This window comes from Nocardioides sp. zg-1308 (assembly GCF_013155375.1).
Lineage (GTDB): Bacteria > Actinomycetota > Actinomycetes > Propionibacteriales > Nocardioidaceae > Nocardioides > Nocardioides renjunii.
This window is the reverse complement of record NZ_JABJQY010000001.1, coordinates 203291-220201: the sequence shown is the minus strand read 5'-3', so window position 1 is coordinate 220201 and position 16911 is coordinate 203291. Positions and strand designations below refer to the sequence as shown.

The 16911-nt window shown below is 73.2% G+C and carries 14 protein-coding genes; 6 read left to right on the top strand and 8 right to left on the bottom strand.

What is annotated here, in order from left to right; all coding sequences use genetic code 11:
* Positions 1-4 precede the first annotated feature (4 nt).
* The 5 genes from HN031_RS01050 to HN031_RS01030 form a co-directional block, all read right to left on the bottom strand.
* Positions 5-1195 (bottom strand): glycosyltransferase, encoded by a 1191-nt coding sequence (locus HN031_RS01050; RefSeq protein WP_172265089.1) that lies wholly within the window; start codon positions 1193-1195, stop codon positions 5-7.
* Positions 1185-2933 carry a hypothetical protein gene (locus HN031_RS01045; protein ID WP_172265086.1) on the bottom strand — a complete coding sequence of 583 codons (1749 nt, stop codon included), beginning with the start codon at positions 2931-2933 and terminating at the stop codon, positions 1185-1187. The genes HN031_RS01050 and HN031_RS01045 overlap by 11 nt, the downstream gene beginning before the upstream one ends.
* Positions 2934-2968: 35 nt before the next feature.
* Positions 2969-4327, bottom strand: a complete 1359-nt coding sequence (locus HN031_RS01040; protein WP_172265083.1) for a glycosyltransferase family 39 protein — start codon at positions 4325-4327, stop codon at positions 2969-2971.
* 66 nt (positions 4328-4393) lie between these two features.
* Positions 4394-6520 (bottom strand): acyltransferase family protein, encoded by a 2127-nt coding sequence (locus tag HN031_RS01035; protein WP_172265080.1) that lies wholly within the window; start codon positions 6518-6520, stop codon positions 4394-4396.
* A complete protein-coding gene (locus tag HN031_RS01030) occupies positions 6517-7386 on the bottom strand; it encodes a glycosyltransferase family 2 protein (protein WP_172265077.1) in 870 nt (289 codons plus the stop codon). The genes HN031_RS01035 and HN031_RS01030 overlap by 4 nt, the downstream gene beginning before the upstream one ends.
* 71 nt (positions 7387-7457) lie before the next feature.
* On the opposite strand from HN031_RS01030, the gene HN031_RS01025 reads away from it, so the two are divergent.
* A complete protein-coding gene (locus HN031_RS01025) occupies positions 7458-8738 on the top strand; it encodes a hypothetical protein (RefSeq protein ID WP_172265074.1) in 1281 nt (426 codons plus the stop codon).
* Complete coding sequence (locus HN031_RS01020; protein WP_253942952.1) at positions 8731-9519, top strand: glycosyltransferase; 789 nt, start codon at positions 8731-8733, stop codon at positions 9517-9519. Before HN031_RS01025 ends, HN031_RS01020 begins: the two co-directional genes overlap by 8 nt.
* Here HN031_RS01020 and HN031_RS01015 read toward each other — a convergent pair.
* From HN031_RS01015 to HN031_RS01005, 3 genes are read right to left on the bottom strand one after another with little or no spacing between them, the layout of a single operon-like run.
* Entirely contained in the window at positions 9495-10388 is an 894-nt protein-coding gene (locus HN031_RS01015; protein WP_172265071.1) for a glycosyltransferase, read from the bottom strand. The genes HN031_RS01020 and HN031_RS01015 overlap by 25 nt on opposite strands.
* Entirely contained in the window at positions 10381-10767 is a 387-nt protein-coding gene (locus HN031_RS01010) for a DUF2304 domain-containing protein (RefSeq protein WP_172265068.1), read from the bottom strand. The genes HN031_RS01015 and HN031_RS01010 overlap by 8 nt, the downstream gene beginning before the upstream one ends.
* Positions 10764-11444, bottom strand: coding sequence for a glycosyltransferase family 2 protein (locus tag HN031_RS01005; RefSeq protein WP_172265065.1), 681 nt, complete (start codon positions 11442-11444; stop codon positions 10764-10766). The genes HN031_RS01010 and HN031_RS01005 overlap by 4 nt, the downstream gene beginning before the upstream one ends.
* Positions 11445-11544: 100 nt before the next feature.
* On the opposite strand from HN031_RS01005, the gene HN031_RS01000 reads away from it, so the two are divergent.
* From HN031_RS01000 to rpmA, 4 genes are all read left to right on the top strand, one after another.
* Positions 11545-12270: a TIGR03936 family radical SAM-associated protein gene (locus tag HN031_RS01000; protein WP_172265062.1), complete on the top strand. Its 726-nt coding sequence runs from the start codon at positions 11545-11547 to the stop codon at positions 12268-12270.
* Positions 12271-12597: 327 nt separating this feature from the next.
* Positions 12598-16098 carry an Rne/Rng family ribonuclease gene (locus HN031_RS00995; protein ID WP_172265059.1) on the top strand — a complete coding sequence of 1167 codons (3501 nt, stop codon included), beginning with the start codon at positions 12598-12600 and terminating at the stop codon, positions 16096-16098.
* Positions 16099-16293: 195 nt separating this feature from the next.
* Positions 16294-16593 (top strand): 50S ribosomal protein L21, encoded by a 300-nt coding sequence (rplU, locus tag HN031_RS00990; RefSeq protein WP_172265056.1) that lies wholly within the window; start codon positions 16294-16296, stop codon positions 16591-16593.
* A gap of 56 nt (positions 16594-16649) precedes the next feature.
* Entirely contained in the window at positions 16650-16904 is a 255-nt protein-coding gene (rpmA, locus tag HN031_RS00985) for a 50S ribosomal protein L27 (protein WP_172265053.1), read from the top strand.
* Positions 16905-16911 lie beyond the last annotated feature (7 nt).

Genomic DNA, 16911 nt, shown 5'->3' with positions numbered 1-16911 from the left:
CGGGTCACCGAGCGGAGACGTAGGGCGCGAGCGCCCGGTGGAACGGCTCGGTCACCGAGTCCCACGACCACCGCTCGTGGGCGGCGTGCGCGGCGGCGGCACCCAGCTCGGCGTAGCGGCCGGTGTCGCGCGCCAGGTCCACCGCCTCGGCGAGGGCCGCGTCCCACTCGTGCGCCTTGGCGAGCCGGCCGGTGGTGCCGTCGTGGATGGCGTCGTCGAGGGACGGGGTGTGCGAGGCGACCGTCCACGTGCCCACCGCCGCGGCCTCGAAGTACTTGAGGTCGGACTTGCAGATGTTGAACGGCGTGTGCTGGAGCGGGGCGATGTTGACCTCGACCTCGCCGATCGCGCGCTGCAGCGCGACGTAGTGCATGAACGGGAGGAACTCGACGCGGTCGCGGTGGCGCTCGAGCTCGGCCAGGTCGTCGAGGTAGCCGACGATGCGGACGGCGACGTCGGAGTCGCGGTCGAGGAGCCGGGCGAGGGCCCCGCTGGCGACCGAGAAGTCCCGCACGTGCGACGGGGTGCCGCTGAAGTAGCCGATCGTCACCGGGCCCGAGCGCTTCCAGCCGGACGCGAGCTTGTGCTCGAGGATGGCGCGGGAGTAGGCCTGCTGCTCGCGGTTCATCACGTTGGGCACGATCGAGACCTCGTCGTCGACGAACGCCGAGAGCTGGTCGGCCAGGGTGCCGTTGGTGGTCAGCGCGCCGCGGCACGCGCGGAGGGACGCGTTGAGCCGGCCCATGTAGGCGAACCACACGTCCCACTCGGCGTTGACGTCCTGGTCCTTGCCGAGCGACGACATGACGAGCTCGGCGAACCGGACGTCGAAGACCAGGTCGTCGCAGTCGAAGACGAGGGGCACGCCGTGCTTCTCGGCGCGCTGGATGAGCTCGCGCAGGGCCGCTCCGTAGGGGTAGCGCGCGACGACCACGAGGTCGAGCTGCGGCACCAGGCGGGTGAGCGCCCGCAGCTCGTCGTCGCAGAACCAGCCCGCGCGGACCGTGCCGCCGGGGTCGTGGTTGAGGGCGTCGACGACGTTGGAGACGCGGTAGCGGAACGTGCTGGTGTCGGGCGTGCGGTAGACGAAGGCGACGCGGCGCTCGCCGTCGAGCATGGTGCCGACCCGCTCGGCCATCGACGAGTCCCAGAGGTCCGCCACGTCGGTCGGGGCCTCGGGCAGGTCAGAGAACATGGAGACCGTCGTCCTGCCGCGGGCCGACCACGGCACCGAACCGGTCGACCACCCAGTCGACGACGGGCGCCGTCGCGGCGGCCCAGTCGCGACCGATGTGGTCGGCGGCGACGTTGGCCGCCCGCTGCTGCGGGTCACGGGCCAGCGCGACCAGCCGCTCGAGCCCGGCCAGCAGACCGTCGACGGTGGACGGGGCCACGATGATGTTGTCGGAGATGTCGGACAGGTCGGTCTTGATGCCGTGGGAGTTGGTCAGCACGGCCGCACCCACCGATGCGAGGTCGTACGGCGGGTAGGAGGGGTGGGGGGTGTCCATGAGCACCAGCGCCGCGTCCATCGTCCGCACGAAGGCCTGGTAGTCGGTCCAGCTGAGGCCCTCGACGACCTCGACCTGGACGTCGCGCGGCAGCGTGAGGTCGGGCGTCCCGCGGCCCACGAAGTGGAAGCGCCACTCGTCGGGGTCGAGCAGCCGCGACTCCACCGCGCGCGCGATGACCTGCCCGCCCCGCCAGAACAGGTTCCGGGCGTTGTGCGGGCGTGAGTAGAAGAAGAAGTTGCGCCGACCGTCGCCGGAGCCGGCGGGGGTGGTCGCCACCTCGCCGGGGAACGCCGGCTCGAGCGCGACGGCCTGCTCGCGCAGGTGGGGGAGCCCGTCCGCGACGAGGTGGCTCAGCAGGCGCGAGGTGTTGACGACGACGGCCAGGTCGGGCTCGGCCAGCGTCTCGCTGCACAGCAGGCGCTCGTCGCCGAAGGCGTAGAACATCCGCTCGTCCTCCTGCAGCAGGTAGAGGACCTGCTCGCGGGGGACGTCGCTGTCGAGCACCGAGCGGGTGGTCCACCACGACGTGGTCATGACGATGTCGCGGTCGGTGAACTGCAGGCGCTGCGTGCCGTCGGTGGACACCTGGTCGAGCTCGAGGACGCCCTCCAGCCGGATTCCGGTCGCCTCCTGCAGCAGGGAGATCACCTGCCCGTCGGGCGCGTCGGTGCGGGTGACCAGCCGCAGGCTCGCGCCGAGGCGGTTGGCGATCTCGACCCCGAGGATGATGGCGGTGCCGACGCCGCCGAAGAGGCTGTGCGGCGCCACGCTGTCGGTGACGATGGTGATGCGGTGCGACCCCCCCGCCACCTTGGTGACGGGCATCGGGGCGATCTGCGCCCAGCGGTCGGCGTAGAGCGCGTCGAAGTAGGGCTCGCGCAGCGCGCCGCGGGGGGCGATGCGCCCCTCGGTGCGGCCGTGCCGGAGGTAGTGGACGAGCGGGTTCCACGTCGTCCTCGCGACGTCCGGGTTCTGCCGGAGGTAGCCGGAGGTCGAGAACTTCTCGCTCGGGTCGAGCCCGTCGCGACGGCCGAAGCGGAGGTAGTGGCGTACGGCGTCGCGCTCGGCGGGCAGGTCGGGCTTGAAGTGGCGGTAGTAGTCCTCGTCGAAGAACCCGGACTCGCGGACCAGGCGGAGGTCGTCCTCGAGGGGGTTGAGCGCGCGCCCGGCGGGCTTGCCCACGCGGAGGTAGTGCACGAGCGGGTTCATCTGGCCCACGTCGTCGTTGCGGCGCAGGTAGGCGTTGGTGGAGAAGGCCTTCGACGGGTCGCGCCCGTCGCGGGCGCCCTGGCGCAGGTAGTGCAGGACCGGGTCGATCCCGGAGGTGCGCACGTCGGGGTTCTTGCGCAGGTAGAACTCCACGTCGAAGAGCTCCGACTCCCGCAGGAGGTCGGCGTCCGACTTCGGCTGATCGCTCACCCGGGGATGGTAGTTGACCGCGGGGGTGCCCAGGCTCAGGGGAGGCCGATGACGCGGGCCGCGGTGAACACGAGGACGACGACGGCCAGCCCGGCGGTGATCGCGACCGACGAGCGGGTGCGCAGCATGCCGGCGGTGACCAGCACCATCCCCGGCACGAGCGCCACCCCGTAGCGCGCCGGCAGGGGGAAGTACTGCGACGCCGTGACGTAGCCCATCGTCACCAGGCCGAGCGCGACCAGCACCGCAGCCGCCAGCATCGCGCGGGCGGCGACGGTCGCGCGCGGCGTGCCGGTGGAGAAGAACGCCGCGGCCGCGGTCCCAGCGATCAGCACCAGCGAGACGACGGTGGTGGTGAAGAACAGCAGGGACGGCGTCCCGACGCCCACCCACGGCTGGGAGAGCGGCTGCGCCATGATGAGCGCGCTGTCGAGCAGGCCGTTCCACGGGAACTCGGTGACGGCGAAGCGCACCGCCATGTCGGGCACGTCGTCTGGGTCGGCGTGGTTGCGCGAGTTGCTGATGACCGTCCAGGCGCCGCCCGCGACGACGGCTGCGGCACCCGCGACCGCGCCGGTCGTCCAGCGCTGGCGGGCGGGGATCGGGCGGGTCTCGTCCGGTCCGTCCGTCGCGTCCTCGTCGGACCGTCGCTCCGACGCGGCCTGCCGGTGGCGGTTGAACGCCAGGTAGAAGACCAGCGCCGCCACGGCCACGATGTTGGTGAGCTTGATGAGCGGCACGAGCACGCACACCAGGACCAGGACCGCGGTGCGCACCCGGCCGGGTCGACGCTCCCAGGCGAGGGCGGCGAGGACCACCAGGGCGCCGGCCACCAGGCCCATCGCGTCCGGGGTGACGGTGGCGCTGGGGTAGAGGATGGCCGGTGAGGCCGGGAGCAGGGCGAGCACCGCCAGCAGCGGGGCGGGCCGGATGCCGGCGCGGCGCCCGGCGAGGTAGACGAGGGCGAGCCCCAGCGCGAGCCAGATGCCGCTCGCGAGGCGGCCGGCGACGAAGAGGCTGCCCGTCGGGGTGAGCGCGCGGACGACCTCCGCGACGGCGCGGGTCGCGGTGTAGTAGATCGGCGTGTTGGTGGCGGCCGTGTTGAAGCCGTGCTCCTGGTAGATGTCCGCGTCGTACTCGTGGTCGCGGTCGCACAGCACCGGGTCGAAGCCCGGTGCGTCGACGCCGCGGCACGCCTGCTCGTACATCGCCTGCTGCTCGACCTTGTCGCCGGGCGCCAGCACGGCCGGTGCGCGGAACATGTAGTCGAGGTGCGAGAGCTCGTCGATGGGGCTGAGGCGCGTGTAGGACTCGACGTGCACGGCGACGAAGGCGAAGGACACGCCGATGATCGCCAGGAGGGCGGCGAGCGCCCAGCGGGGCCGGGTCAACATGCGTGAGGTCCCCCGCACGGTCGAGGTCAGGTGGTCGACGCGCGAGTATAGGCGCCGCGCACGCCGTCAGCCCTCCTCGGGCTCCTCCATCGCCGCGAGCATCGCCGGACCGAGGTAGGGCGCCAGCGTGCGGGAGAACGTGGCGGACAGGTGGTTGAAGTCGGCGTAGGTGATGATCCCGCCGAGGATCGCGGGACACCTGGTGTCCGTGCAGATGTGGTCGTTGAGGTCGACGCGGTGCACGAGCGGGGAGTCGCTGCCCTCGGCGGCCGTGGTGAGGGGGTCCTGACGGATCCACTCCCGCGGCGTCCCGTCGCAGACCGACGGGTCGGCGGCGTTCAACCCCAGGCAGGTCGGCGGGTCCTGCGCCTGGTCCATCGACGCCGGGGTGTCACGGACCACGAGCACCGGTACGCCCGCGTCGGTGATCGTCTCCAGCGTCGAGCGGTAGATGTTGTCCTCCGCCACCTCGTGGGCCGGGTCGTGGTCGAGCGTGGACATCACGACCAAGGAGTAGTCCTGGGTCGTGATCCGCTCGAGGCTCTCACGGTTGAGCCGCTCGCAGTCCGCCCTTAGCTGCTCCGGCGGCACCCCCGACACGGGGGCGGGATGAGGTACGGGCTCCACCGACGGCTGGCACACGCCGATGACGTACGAGTCGACCTGCCATCCCTCCTCCTTGCCGAGCACCTCGACCGGCGGGAGCAGGTGGCCGGCGTGCGAGTTGCCCAGGAGCGCGATCTTCTCGGTCGGCGCCTCGGTGTCGCCGAAGCTGCACGAGACCAGCTCGCCGAAGGGCGGCCAGTTGAGGCATCCGCCGACGGTGATGGTGGTCGGGATGTCGCCACGCGCGAACTCGGGCGTGGTGATCGGGGTGGCGTCGGGGTCGCAGTCGGCACCCGGGTCGAGGGCGGCCGCGCCGACGCACGGCGTCACCTCGACGCCCGTCGTCAGCGCGTCGACCCGCTCGCGGACCGCCTCGCTGCGGCGCTCGACCACCGCCCGGACCGCGAGCGCGGAGCCGAGCACCAGCGCCGTGCACAGCACGAGCACGACCGCGGCGCGACGACGCAGCGAGCCGCCGGTGGGCACCCGGCGCAGGGGGTTCTCCAGGTGCACCGTGCTCACCCAGGCCACCAGCACGAGGACGGGAAGGAGGGCGACCTTGACGACCTGCTGGGCACCCTCGCCGTCGGCGAGGGCGGGCGGGACGAGGAGCACGAGCGGCCAGTGCCAGAGGTACGCCGCGTAGGACACGTCGCCGACGAGCTGGACGCCGCGCGCGTGCATCGCGGGGCGCAGGGTGAAGCGCCCGGCGGGGTCGCCCGCGTGCAGCAGCGCCAGCGTCGCCACCGTGGGCAGGAGCGCGGCCCAGCCCGGGAACGGCGTGGTGCCGGTGATCAGCACGCAGCTGAGCGCGAGCCCGCCCAGGCCGGCCCAGGCGAGCGTCGCCCGCGTGCGGTCTGAGCCGCGCCGGGCTCCGCCCACGTGCAGGAGGGCCAGCAGGCCGCCGACGGCGAGCTCCCACATGCGCGCCGGGCTGGCGAAGTAGGCCGCCGGGGGGTTGCTGCCGGTGAGCAGCAGGCCGTGGGCGAAGCTCGCGAGCACGGCGGCACCCACGACGAGCACCATGGCGCGGTGCCGGCGCTCGGGCCGGGAGCGGGTGGCGAGCACGGCCAGCCCGATGACGAAGGGCCACACGAGGTAGAACTGCTCCTCGACCGACAGCGACCAGAAGTGCTGGAACGGCGACGGGGGAGCGTCCGCGCGGAGGTAGTCGGTGGCGTCGTGGATCAGCAGCCAGTTCTCGACGTAGAGCATGGAGGCGATGGCGTGCCGCACGGCGGCCGACCACTCGGCGCTCGACAGCGTGACCACGACCAGCGCCAGGGTGCCGAGGATCGCGGCAGCGGCGGCCGGGATGAGCCGGACCACCCGGCGGGACCAGAACTCCGTGAAGCCGCGGACGTCGGTGGGCGGGTGGCGCCACAGGTGGCTGGTGATGAGGTAGCCGGAGATGACGAAGAAGACGTCCACCCCGACGAAGCCGCCGGGCAGCGCGCTGGGCCAGAAGTGGTAGACGACGACCATCGTGACGGCCACGGCGCGCAGCGCCTGGATGTCACGCCGGATCTCGGTGCCGATGACGCGCTCGGTCGAGGTCGCCCTGCCGAGGGCCTGGAGGTCGGTCATGGCCGCGGCCCGCTCCGGCCGCGCAGGCCGGCTCGCAGGCCGCCGTACGCCTCGCGCAGACGCGCCAGCCGCCCCGGTGCCAGCGCGGTGACGATCGCGAGGTGACGCACCGCGCGGACGACGGCGCGCACCGCCCACACGGGGTGGCGACGGGCGTGGCGGCTCACGAGCGCCACGAGGTTGCGCCACTGGTAGTGGTAGCGGAACGTCGAGGCCACGAGCAGCGGCAGCTCGCGGTCCTCCCCGACCGTGATCGCCGTCCCGAGCCGGTGCTCGAGACGGGTGTCGGGCGCGAGGACGCACACGAGGCCGAGGTCGAGGGCGCGCAGCCAGAAGTCGGTGTCCACGCCGTCGATGAACAGCGTCTCGTCGAAGCCGCCGACCCGCTCGAGGACGTCGATCGGCACCAGCAGCCCGGACTGGATCGGCTCGCCGCCCACGCGGACGCCGTGGCGCGGCGCGCGCCGGCGGAGCGGGAGGCGGAGGATCGAGCCGACGCTGGCCGGCGCCACCATGCCGACCGGGACGCCGGCGCGGTCCGCGGCCGAGGCGGCGGCGAGCAGCGCCGCGATGTAGCCCGCCGGCACGGCGGAGTCCTGGTCGAGGGTGAGCACGTGGGTCAGGCCGGGACGCAGCGTGCGCAGCCTCTCGACCCCCGTGTTGAGGGCGGCGCCGATGCCGCGGTTGGCGTCGTGCTCGACCACCTCGGCGCCGGCCGCGCGACAGGCGTCGAGCAGCTCGCTGGTCGCGCCCGACACGGGGTGCTCGTCGACGACCACGACCACCGCGTCGACCTGGTCGACGAGGGCCTGCAGACCGGTCGCCAGCTCGGGTCCGGGGCGGAAGACGGCGATCACGGCACCCACCGCTGGAGGGGGCATTTCGCCGTGTTCCCCGGGGAGGGTGGGCCTGCGCACCGTGCGTAGAGTAGTCCACGATGTCTTCGGCACCGGTCCCCGCCACTCGGTCGCGACGAGACGCCGTCGGAGCGTCCTCGGTCGCTGCTGCCTCGCTGTGGTCGGCCGCGGTGACCTACGTCGTGATGAGCATCGCCGCCTGGGCGCTGCCGCAGGAGCGCGCCACCGTCCTGCTGACCTTCCTCGCCGTGCTCTTCGCCGTCTACGGCGTGCTGTCCGGCGTCGCGCTGGAGACCACCCGGTCGGTCGCCGCAGCCGCCCGTGACGACCACGCCGCCGGTCCCGCGCTGTGGCGGGTGGCCGCGGTCGTCTCCGCCTGCTCGACCGTCGCCGTGCTCGCCCTCGTCCCGTTCTGGCGCGGTCGCGTGCTGCACGGTGGCGACGACGTGCTCGTCGCGGCCCTCGTCGTGGCCGTCGCCGGCTACGGGTTCCACTCCGTCCTCGCCGGTGCCGCGTCCGGCCGCGCGTGGTGGCACCAGGCAGCGGCGGTGATCGCCGGCGAGGCCACCGTGCGGCTGCTCGCCACCCTCGCCGTCGTCCTCGTCTCGGCCACGGTGGCCGGCATGGGCGTGGCGAGCGCGCTCGGCGCCTTCGCGTGGCTGCTGCTGGCCGCCTCGTCGAGGCGGGTGCGCGACAGCCTGGCCCTGCACGCCGACGCCCCGGCCCGGACGCTGGCCCGGCGGATGTCGGCCGCGCTGGTGGCGCAGGGCGCGAGCGCCGTGCTCGTCGTCGGCTTCCCCATCCTGCTGGCCGCGACCACGGACCCGGCCGACTACGCCACCGCGGCCCCGCTGCTCCTGGCCATCTCGCTGACGCGCGCGCCCGTCCTGCTGCCGCTCAACGCCCTGCAGGGGGTCGCGGTGTCCCACCTCGTCCGCGCCGGGTCCCGGCTCGGACGCCTCCTCGTCCGGCTCCTGGCCACGGTGGCGGCGGTCGCCGTCGTCGGGGCCCTCGCGGCATGGGTCGTCGGGCCGTGGCTCATCCAGCTCCTCTTCGGCGACGACTACGCCGTCGACGGCGCGGTGCTCGCGCTGCTCACGCTGGCGGCCGGCGGGACGGCCGCGCTCACGCTCACCGGCGCGTGCGCGCAGGCGCTCTCCGCCCACGGCTGGTACGTCGCCGGCTGGGTGGTGGCCCTCGTCGCCTGCGTCGTGCTCCTCCAGGTGCCGGGCTCGCTCGAGGCGCGGGCCTGCCTCGCGCTCGGGCTGGCTCCACTGGCCGGGTTCGCGGTGCACGTCGTCGGCCTGGCCGGCATCCGCCGGTCCGGTCGCATCGCCGCGGTCGAGGGCGCCGATGCCTGACCACGCGCACGAGCCGGTCCCGGTGTCGGTCGCCATGGCGACCTACAACGGCTCCGCCCACGTCTCCGAGCAGCTCGCCTCGATCCTCGCCGAGCTCGGACTGCGCGACGAGGTCGTCGTCGTCGACGACGCCTCGACCGACGACACGCTCGCGGTGCTCGCGACGGTCGACGACCCTCGGGTGCGCGTCGTGCCGAGCCGCGTCAACCGCGGCTACGTCCGTGCCTTCGAGGCCGCGATCGCCGCGACCCGCGGCGACGTCGTCCTGCTCTCCGACCAGGACGACGTGTGGCTGCCGGGACGCCGGGACGCGATGGTCGAGGCGCTGCGCGACCACCAGGTCGTGGCGAGCAACCTCGCGATGCTGGGCGGGCCCGACGCGCTCGAGGGGCCGTTCGGGCAGCCGGACTGGCGCCTCGGGCCCCGTGACGACGGTCGCCGCGTCGCCAACGTCGCCGGCATCCTCGCCGGCCTCAAGCCCTACTACGGCTGCGCGATGGGGGTCCGCCGCGACGCGCTCGCGACGGTCCTGCCGTTCCCGCCGCACCTCGTCGAGTCGCACGACCTGTGGCTCGCGCTCTACGGCAACCTCGCGGGCACCATCACGCACCTCGACCGGCGTACGGTGGCGCGGCGCCTGCACGACAACAACGCGACGCCGTCGCGGCCGCGCGGACCCCGGGCCGTGCTCGCGTCCCGCGCGCGCCTGGTGCGGGCGCTCCTCACGATGGCTCGCCGGGTGCGTGGGCTGAAGGGTCAGCGGCCGGTGGCGACGGCGTGACGCGCGAGCGTCCGCACCGAGTCCCACGAGCGGCGACGCGCCGCACCCGGGAGCTGGGTGACCGCGTAGAGCCGTGACGCCAGGTGCATCCGGGCGGCGCGAGCCGCGCGCGGCCAGCCCGCCTGCGCGCAGCGCCGTGCAGCGACCTCGAAGTAGGTCCGCTCACCCGCGAACCGGCCGCCGTCTGCGACGGTCGTCGACGACGCGCTCTGCGAGTGGCGCCGGTAGGCGAAGACGACCTCGGGCAGCACCAGCATCGACGAGCCGGCCAGCGCGAGGTCCACGAGCAGGGCCAGGTCCTGGATGAGTGGCAGGTCGTCGATGAACCCCTGCCGGCGGACCGGCGCGACCCGGAAGGCGAGGGACGGCCAGTAGGTCCAGTTGCCCCGCAGCAGCGAGACGGCCAGGTCCTCGCCCGTCAGCACGCGGGGCCCGGACAGCCGGGGTGCGAACAGCCGCTGCTTGACCCGGTCGACCAGCGGGTCGGACTCGACGCCGTGCTCGTCGATCACGGTCGCACCGGGGGAGACCACGTCGACCCCGGCCGGTGCGCCCTCGGTCGCGGCGCGCACGGTGGCGACGTACGTCGGGAGCATGAGGTCGTCGCAGCCGAAGAAGACCATCCACTCGGCCGAGGCCAGCTCCAGGCAGCGGCGGTAGTTGCCGGTGATGCCGAGGTTGGTCTCGTTGCGGTGGTAGGTCACCCGGTCGTCGCCGAGCCCGGCGAAGAACTCCGCGACCGACGGGTCCGGGTAGTGGTCGTCGACCACCACGAGCCGCCAGTCCGGGTCGGTCTGCGCCTGCACGCTGGCGACGGCCTCGTAGAGGTAGCCGGGGTCTCCCCAGTAGGGGAGGAAGATCTCAATCATCCGACGGGGCCGGCCCGGGGTCGGTCTCGTCGCGGTGCGCGATGTGGTAGCGCTCGAGGGCCTCGAGCACCGCGATCCGGCGGGCGAGGCGGTGCAGCTGCTGCCGGTTGTCCTGCCCGCGCAGGTAGTCGTTGACGACGTAGAAGCCGAACGACACCGCCATCAGGTAGAGGACCAGGTCGGTGCCCCGCCCGACGCCGACGAGGTTGGCCGCCTCGGTGACGAGGTTGGGCGCGAGCACGGCCACCACGAGGACGGCCATGAGGAGGAGGAAGAGCAGCTTCTTCGACGCGGAGACGCCGTGCGCGGTGCGACTGCGGATGGCGACGTAGAAGAGGAAGAGGAACGCGCCGATGAGGAGGAACTGGACGATGATCACTGACGCGTCACCCTTCGCAGGAGCGTGTCCACCGCGATGTTGACGGCGTTGACGCTCGCCTGGCCCTTGCTGGTGGAGTAGTCGGTGTAGCGGATCGTCACCGGCATCTCGCGGTAGCGGTAGCTGTTGGCCGCGATGAGCTCGATGATCTCGCTCGCGTGCGTCATGTCGGGGGCGGTGATCTCCATCGTCTCCGCCACGTGCCGGTTGAACGCGCGCAGGCCGTTGTGGGCGTCGGTGAGGCGGATCCCCGACGTCACGTTGCTGAACTTCACCGCCGCCTTCAGGAGCACGCGCTTGCTGCGCCCGGCGCCGATGACCTCGCCGAGGAAGCGCGAGCCCAGCACGATGTCCAGGTCGCCCTCCTCGAGCAGTTTCAGCATCCGCACCGCGTCGGCGACGAGGTGCTGGCCGTCGGCGTCGAAGGTCACGAAGCGCTGGATCTGGGGGAGCGCGCGGGCGAACTCGATGCCGGTCTGCAGCGCCGCACCCTGGCCCATGTTGATCGGGTGGTCGACGAGGTAGCCGCCGGCCCGCACGATCGCGGCCGCGGACCCGTCCCGGCTGCCGTCGTTGACGCACACCACGTAGGGGGTCACGGCGCGGATCTCGGTGATGACGTCGCCGATCACCGAGGCTTCGTTGTAGACGGGCACAACGAACGCGACATCACTCACGTCGGGGGATGCTACCGGCGAGCGGCCCCGGCGCCGACTCGGCACATCCGGCGGGTTCGCGGCTTCGCCGAACGCCGCGGCGGGTGTCTAGCCTGAGCGCGTGCGTGAGCAACCCGAGCAGCAGGCCCCGCCCGTCCAGCGCCTCCGGGTGCGCTACGCCAAGCGTGGACGGCTCCGCTTCACCAGCCACCGTGACTTCAGCCGTGCCTTCGAGCGCGCGGTGTTCCGCGCTCGGGTGCCGATGGCCTACAGCTCCGGCTTCAACCCGCACCCGCGGATCTCGTACGCCGGTGCCGCGCCGACCGGCTCCGCGAGCGAGGCGGAGTACCTCGAGCTCGCGCTGTCGGAGGTCGTCGTGCCCGCCGACGTCCACGCGATGCTCGACGAGGCCCTGCCGACCGGGCTCGACGTCCTCGAGGTTGTCGAGTCGCCGGGCGGCTCCCTGTCCGACCTGCTGGAGGGCAGCCGGTGGCGGATCGACCTCGCCGCCGACCGGGTCGCCGTGACCGAGGCCGTCGGCACGTTCCTCGCCGCCGAGGAGGCCCTCGTCGAGCGGATGACCAAGAAGGGGATGCGCGAGTTCGACGCCCGCGGGGCGGTCGTCTCGCTCCTGGTCCTCGCCGACGCCGACACGCCCGAGGGACGGACGTCGCTGGACGTGGTGCTGCGCCACGGCACCCCCGCCGTACGCCCGGACGACGTGCTGCGCGGCCTCGAGGCGGTGTCCGACCTCGTCACCGGGGAGGCGCCGCTGATGACGCGCCTGGCCCAGGGCCCCCTCCTGGAGTCCGGCGGGCTCGGCGACCCGCTGGCGGCGCGGGCATAGGGGTCCTTCACCGGTGGTGTGCGATACTCGCCACGTTCGACGCCCCCGGCGCCCGTCGGGGATCCCGTCGAGCCGACGACGTTCTCGCCGGCCGCACCACGTGGTCGGCACCCCGGACGGGTGGACGTCACCGGACCGCGACGCGGCCACACGAGTCGGTGACAGCGACTCCACGGTGGCCCGGCGACCGCGGCAGGTGACGGATCGGCCGCTCGGAGACGCATCCGCGGAGGGGGTCGCCGCCACAGAAGCTTTGCGTCCCCGGGATCGCCACACGAGAGCGGTGGACGCCGTATCGGCACCGTGACGGTGCCCGAGGAGCACCACATGCTCGATGACGACCAGCCCGACCGCACCGAGACCGAGGGCACTCCCTCCTCCGCCGGTGACAGTGCCGCGGCCAGTGCCCCCGAGGCGACCGCCCCCGCTGCGCCCGTCGTGACGAGGCGCACGCGCAAGGCCCCCGCCAAGAAGGCCGCCGCCGCGGCCCAGGACGCCGGCTCCGGAGCGACCAGCCCCACCGACGTGCCCACCGACGTCCCCACCGACGTCCCGACTGACACGGCTGCCGCCGCCGAGGCCCCGGCTGCCAGGAAGACCGCCAAGCGCGCGCCCGCCAAGAAGGCGCCGGCCCGCCGGTCCACCGCCAAGAAGGCGGTCGCCGAGCCCGACGCCGCGGCGACCGACGTGCCCGAGCCGGCCGAGCTGTCGGCTGCCGTCGAGGCGGCCGAGGCCGCCGAGGTGGCGCCCGCCAAGAAGACCGCGGCCCGTCGCAGCACGGCCAAGGCGCCCGCCAAGAGGGCGGCCAAGAAGGCCGCGAGCACCACCGAGGCCGGCCCGGCCACCGCCACGGACGCCGACGCCGCCACCGACACCAGCTCCGACACCGGCTCCGACACCGGCTCCGACACCGCGGCTGACACGAGCACGAGGGCCGCCGCCGGTGCGCCCGCCGGCCCCGCCGTCCTGTTCCAGCCCCCGGTCGTCACCACGACCACCCGACGCACCCGCAAGAAGCCGCAGCCGGTCCCGGTCGAGCCCGAGCTCGAGACCGAGGACGAGGACGAGGTGGCGCTCGAGGACGCGGCCGCGGCGACGGACCAGCCCGCCGACGCCGCACCCGCGGCGGCACCCGAGACCGACGACGCCCCGACCGCGCGCAAGCGGTCGGCGAGGAAGGCGTCCGGCAGGTCCGGCGCCAAGAAGTCCGGTGGGCGCCAGGCCGCCGAGGCTCCCGCGGACGAGGCCGGTGACGAGCCCGTCTCCGAGGACGCGATGGCGCTGGGCACCCAGGGCGACGCCCTCGGCGACGTCGCGGCCGACACGATCGAGGACCAGGACGCCACGTCCGGTCCGGACGACGACGAGGGTGACGGCGAGGGTGACGGAGAGGGCGGCACCGCCCGCCGCCGCCGTCGCCGCGGTGGCCGCCGCCGGCGCAAGTCCTCCGACTCCGCCGAGGGCGAGGGGGACGACACCGAGGCGACCGAGGGCTCCGACGAGGACTCCTCCATGGACGCCTCCACGGACACCGCCGACTCCGGTGACGACGCCAACGGAGCCGACGCCGGCACGGACGGCAACGGCGAGGGCTCCTCGCGACGCCGCCGTCGCCGCCGGCGCGCGGGCGACGAGGGCGGGTCGGACGACGCCGAGCCCAACACCGTGACGCGGGTGCGCAAGACCCGGTCCGCCGAGGACCAGATCACCTCCGTCCAGGGCTCCACGCGCCTCGAGGCCAAGAAGCAGCGCCGCCGCGAGGGCCGCGAGGCCGGCCGCCGCCGGGCGCCGATCGTGAGCGAGGCCGAGTTCCTGGCCCGCCGCGAGTCGGTCGAGCGGGTCATGGTCATCCGCCAGCGCCAGGACCTGATCCAGATCGGCGTCCTGGAGGACAAGGTGCTCGTCGAGCACTACGTCGCCCGCGAGTCGCAGATTTCGCTGATCGGCAACGTCTACCTCGGCCGCGTGCAGAACGTCCTGCCGTCCATGGAGGCCGCCTTCATCGACATCGGCAAGGGCCGCAACGCGGTGCTCTACGCCGGTGAGGTCAACTGGTCCTCGCTGGGCCACAAGGAGGGCCAGCCCCGCAAGATCGAGTCGGTCCTCTCCAGCGGCCAGATGGTCCTGGTGCAGGTCACGAAGGACCCGATCGGCCACAAGGGCGCCCGCCTGACCAGCCAGATCAGCCTCGCCGGCCGCTTCCTCGTCTACGTGCCCGACGGCACCACGTCCGGGATCTCGCGCAAGCTGCCCGACACCGAGCGCAACCGCCTCAAGTCGCTGCTCAAGGAGATCGTCCCCGACACCGCCGGCGTCATCGTGCGCACCGCGGCCGAGGGTGCCAGCGAGGAGGAGCTCACCCGCGACGTCGAGCGCCTCAAGTCGCGGTGGGAGGACATCGAGAAGAAGTCCGGCCACAAGGGCTCCGGCCCGCAGCTGCTCTACGGCGAGCCCGACCTCACGCTCAAGGTGGTCCGCGACCTCTTCACCGAGGACTTCTCCAAGCTCGTCATCGAGGGTGACGACGCGTGGAACACCGTCCACGGCTACGTCGAGTCCGTGGCGCCCGACCTCGCCGAGCGGGTCGAGCGGTTCGAGCGCGGCGGCACCGGCGGCGACATCTTCGCGACCTACCGGATCGACGAGCAGATCCACAAGGGCCTCGACCGCAAGGTCTGGCTCCCCTCCGGCGGGTCGCTGGTCATCGACCGCACCGAGGCGATGACCGTGGTCGACGTCAACACCGGCAAGTTCACCGGCTCCGGCGGCAACCTCGAGGAGACCGTCACCAAGAACAACCTCGAGGCGGCCGAGGAGATCGTGCGCCAGCTCCGGCTGCGCGACATCGGCGGCATCATCGTCGTCGACTTCATCGACATGGTGCTGGAGTCCAACCGCGACCTCGTGGTCCGCCGACTGGTCGAGTGCCTGGGACGCGACCGCACCCGCCACCAGGTCGCCGAGGTCACCTCGCTCGGCCTGGTGCAGATGACGCGGAAGCGGATCGGCACCGGCCTGCTCGAGGCGTTCAGCGAGAACTGCGAGCACTGCCAGGGCCGCGGGGTGGTCATCAAGGACCAGCCCGTCGACCCGGACGCGAAGCCCGAGGACGGCGAGGGTCGTCGCGGCGGTCGTCGCCGCGGGCGGCGTGGAGCCTCCGACGAGGGCACCGGCAACGGCGGCAACGGCGAGTCCCGCGCGGCGGAGCACCACGCGCCGTCGCCGAAGGACGTCGCTGCGATGGCACGCCACGACAAGCAGGCCGAGGAGTCGGCGACCGACGAGACGCCGACCGACGAGACCCCGACCGACGAGACGCCGACCGGCACCGAGTCCGGCCAGCCGGAGGCCGCTGCGGTGGCGGAGGTCCCGACCGACGTTCCGGCCGACGCTGCGACCGAGGCCCTGGCACAGGTTCCGACGGAGGTTCCGACGGAGGCACCGGCGGAGGCGCCGGCGGCGGTCGAGCCGGCCGTCGTGGACGCTCCCGTCGCGGACGCCTCGACCGAGGCCCTCGTTGCGGACGCCCCGACCGAGGCTCCCGTCGAGGACGAGAAGCCGCGGGTGGTCACGCGTACGCGCCGTCGTTCCGCCAGCCGCCCGGCCGGGCCGCCGGTCCTGCCGGCTGCCACCGGCGGCACGTCGAGCGGCGTCGCGGGCACGCTCCCCACCTCGGGAGCGGTCGAGCCCGGCACGGTCGACGTCGAGCCCGGCACGCAGGCCGACGGCTCCACCGATGGCGCGGTCGACGGCTCCGCAGACGGCTCCGCCGACGCGCCGGTCATCGAGCACGTCCCGATCAAGAAGAAGGGCGCGCGCAAGCGCTGAGCCCGCGGGGGAGGGGCGGCCGGACGTCGTTTTGCCCGGTCGCCACCCGATCCCGTACTCTTGACCCTCGGTGTTCCGACACACCGATCCTGCGTGCCCGCCCCGCGGCCGCACCTCGCCCGTAGATCAGGCGGTGTCGTGCGCAGGCCCTGAGTTCCCACCCGAGTTTCCGCAGTTCTGATGAGGAGAGTGGCCGTGTACGCGATCGTGCGCGCTGGCAGCAAGCAGCAGAAGGTTGCCGTGGGCGACGTCATCGAGATCGACGCGATGGGCGCCCAGGGTGACACCCTCACCCTGCCCGTGGTGATGGTCGTCGACGGCGAGACGGTCACCGCGACCGGTCTCGACAAGGCGAGCGTGACCGTCGAGGTCACCGGGCGCACCAAGGGCCCGAAGATCATCATCCAGAAGTACAAGAACAAGACCGGCTACAAGAAGCGCCAGGGTCACCGCCAGAAGTACACCCAGGTCAAGGTCACCGACATCTCCCTCTGAGCTCCGCTCGAGGTCGACCACCCACCCCAGACTCCTCGAAGCAGAAGGACTGAACAATGGCTCACAAGAAGGGTGCCGCGAGCACCAAGAACGGCCGTGACTCCAACGCCCAGCGCCTCGGCGTGAAGCGCTTCGGCGGCCAGGCCGTCCTCGCCGGCGAGATCATCGTCCGCCAGCGCGGCACGCACTTCCACCCGGGCACGGGCGTGGGTCGCGGTGGCGACGACACCCTGTTCGCCCTGCAGGCCGGCGCCGTCGAGTTCGGCACCCGCCGCGGTCGCCGCGTGGTCAACATCGTCCCGGGCGAGTGACCCACCC

Coding starts and splice junctions, on each gene's coding strand:
- HN031_RS01015 (WP_172265071.1), bottom strand. CDS start 10,388: ATGATTGAGATCTTCCTCCCCTACTGGGGAGACCCCGGCTACCTCTAC.
- HN031_RS01035 (WP_172265080.1), bottom strand. CDS start 6,520: ATGACCGACCTCCAGGCCCTCGGCAGGGCGACCTCGACCGAGCGCGTC.
- HN031_RS01025 (WP_172265074.1), top strand. CDS start 7,458: ATGTCTTCGGCACCGGTCCCCGCCACTCGGTCGCGACGAGACGCCGTC.
- HN031_RS01040 (WP_172265083.1), bottom strand. CDS start 4,327: ATGTTGACCCGGCCCCGCTGGGCGCTCGCCGCCCTCCTGGCGATCATC.
- HN031_RS00995 (WP_172265059.1), top strand. CDS start 12,598: ATGCTCGATGACGACCAGCCCGACCGCACCGAGACCGAGGGCACTCCC.
- rpmA (WP_172265053.1), top strand. CDS start 16,650: ATGGCTCACAAGAAGGGTGCCGCGAGCACCAAGAACGGCCGTGACTCC.
- HN031_RS01020 (WP_253942952.1), top strand. CDS start 8,731: ATGCCTGACCACGCGCACGAGCCGGTCCCGGTGTCGGTCGCCATGGCG.
- HN031_RS01050 (WP_172265089.1), bottom strand. CDS start 1,195: ATGTTCTCTGACCTGCCCGAGGCCCCGACCGACGTGGCGGACCTCTGG.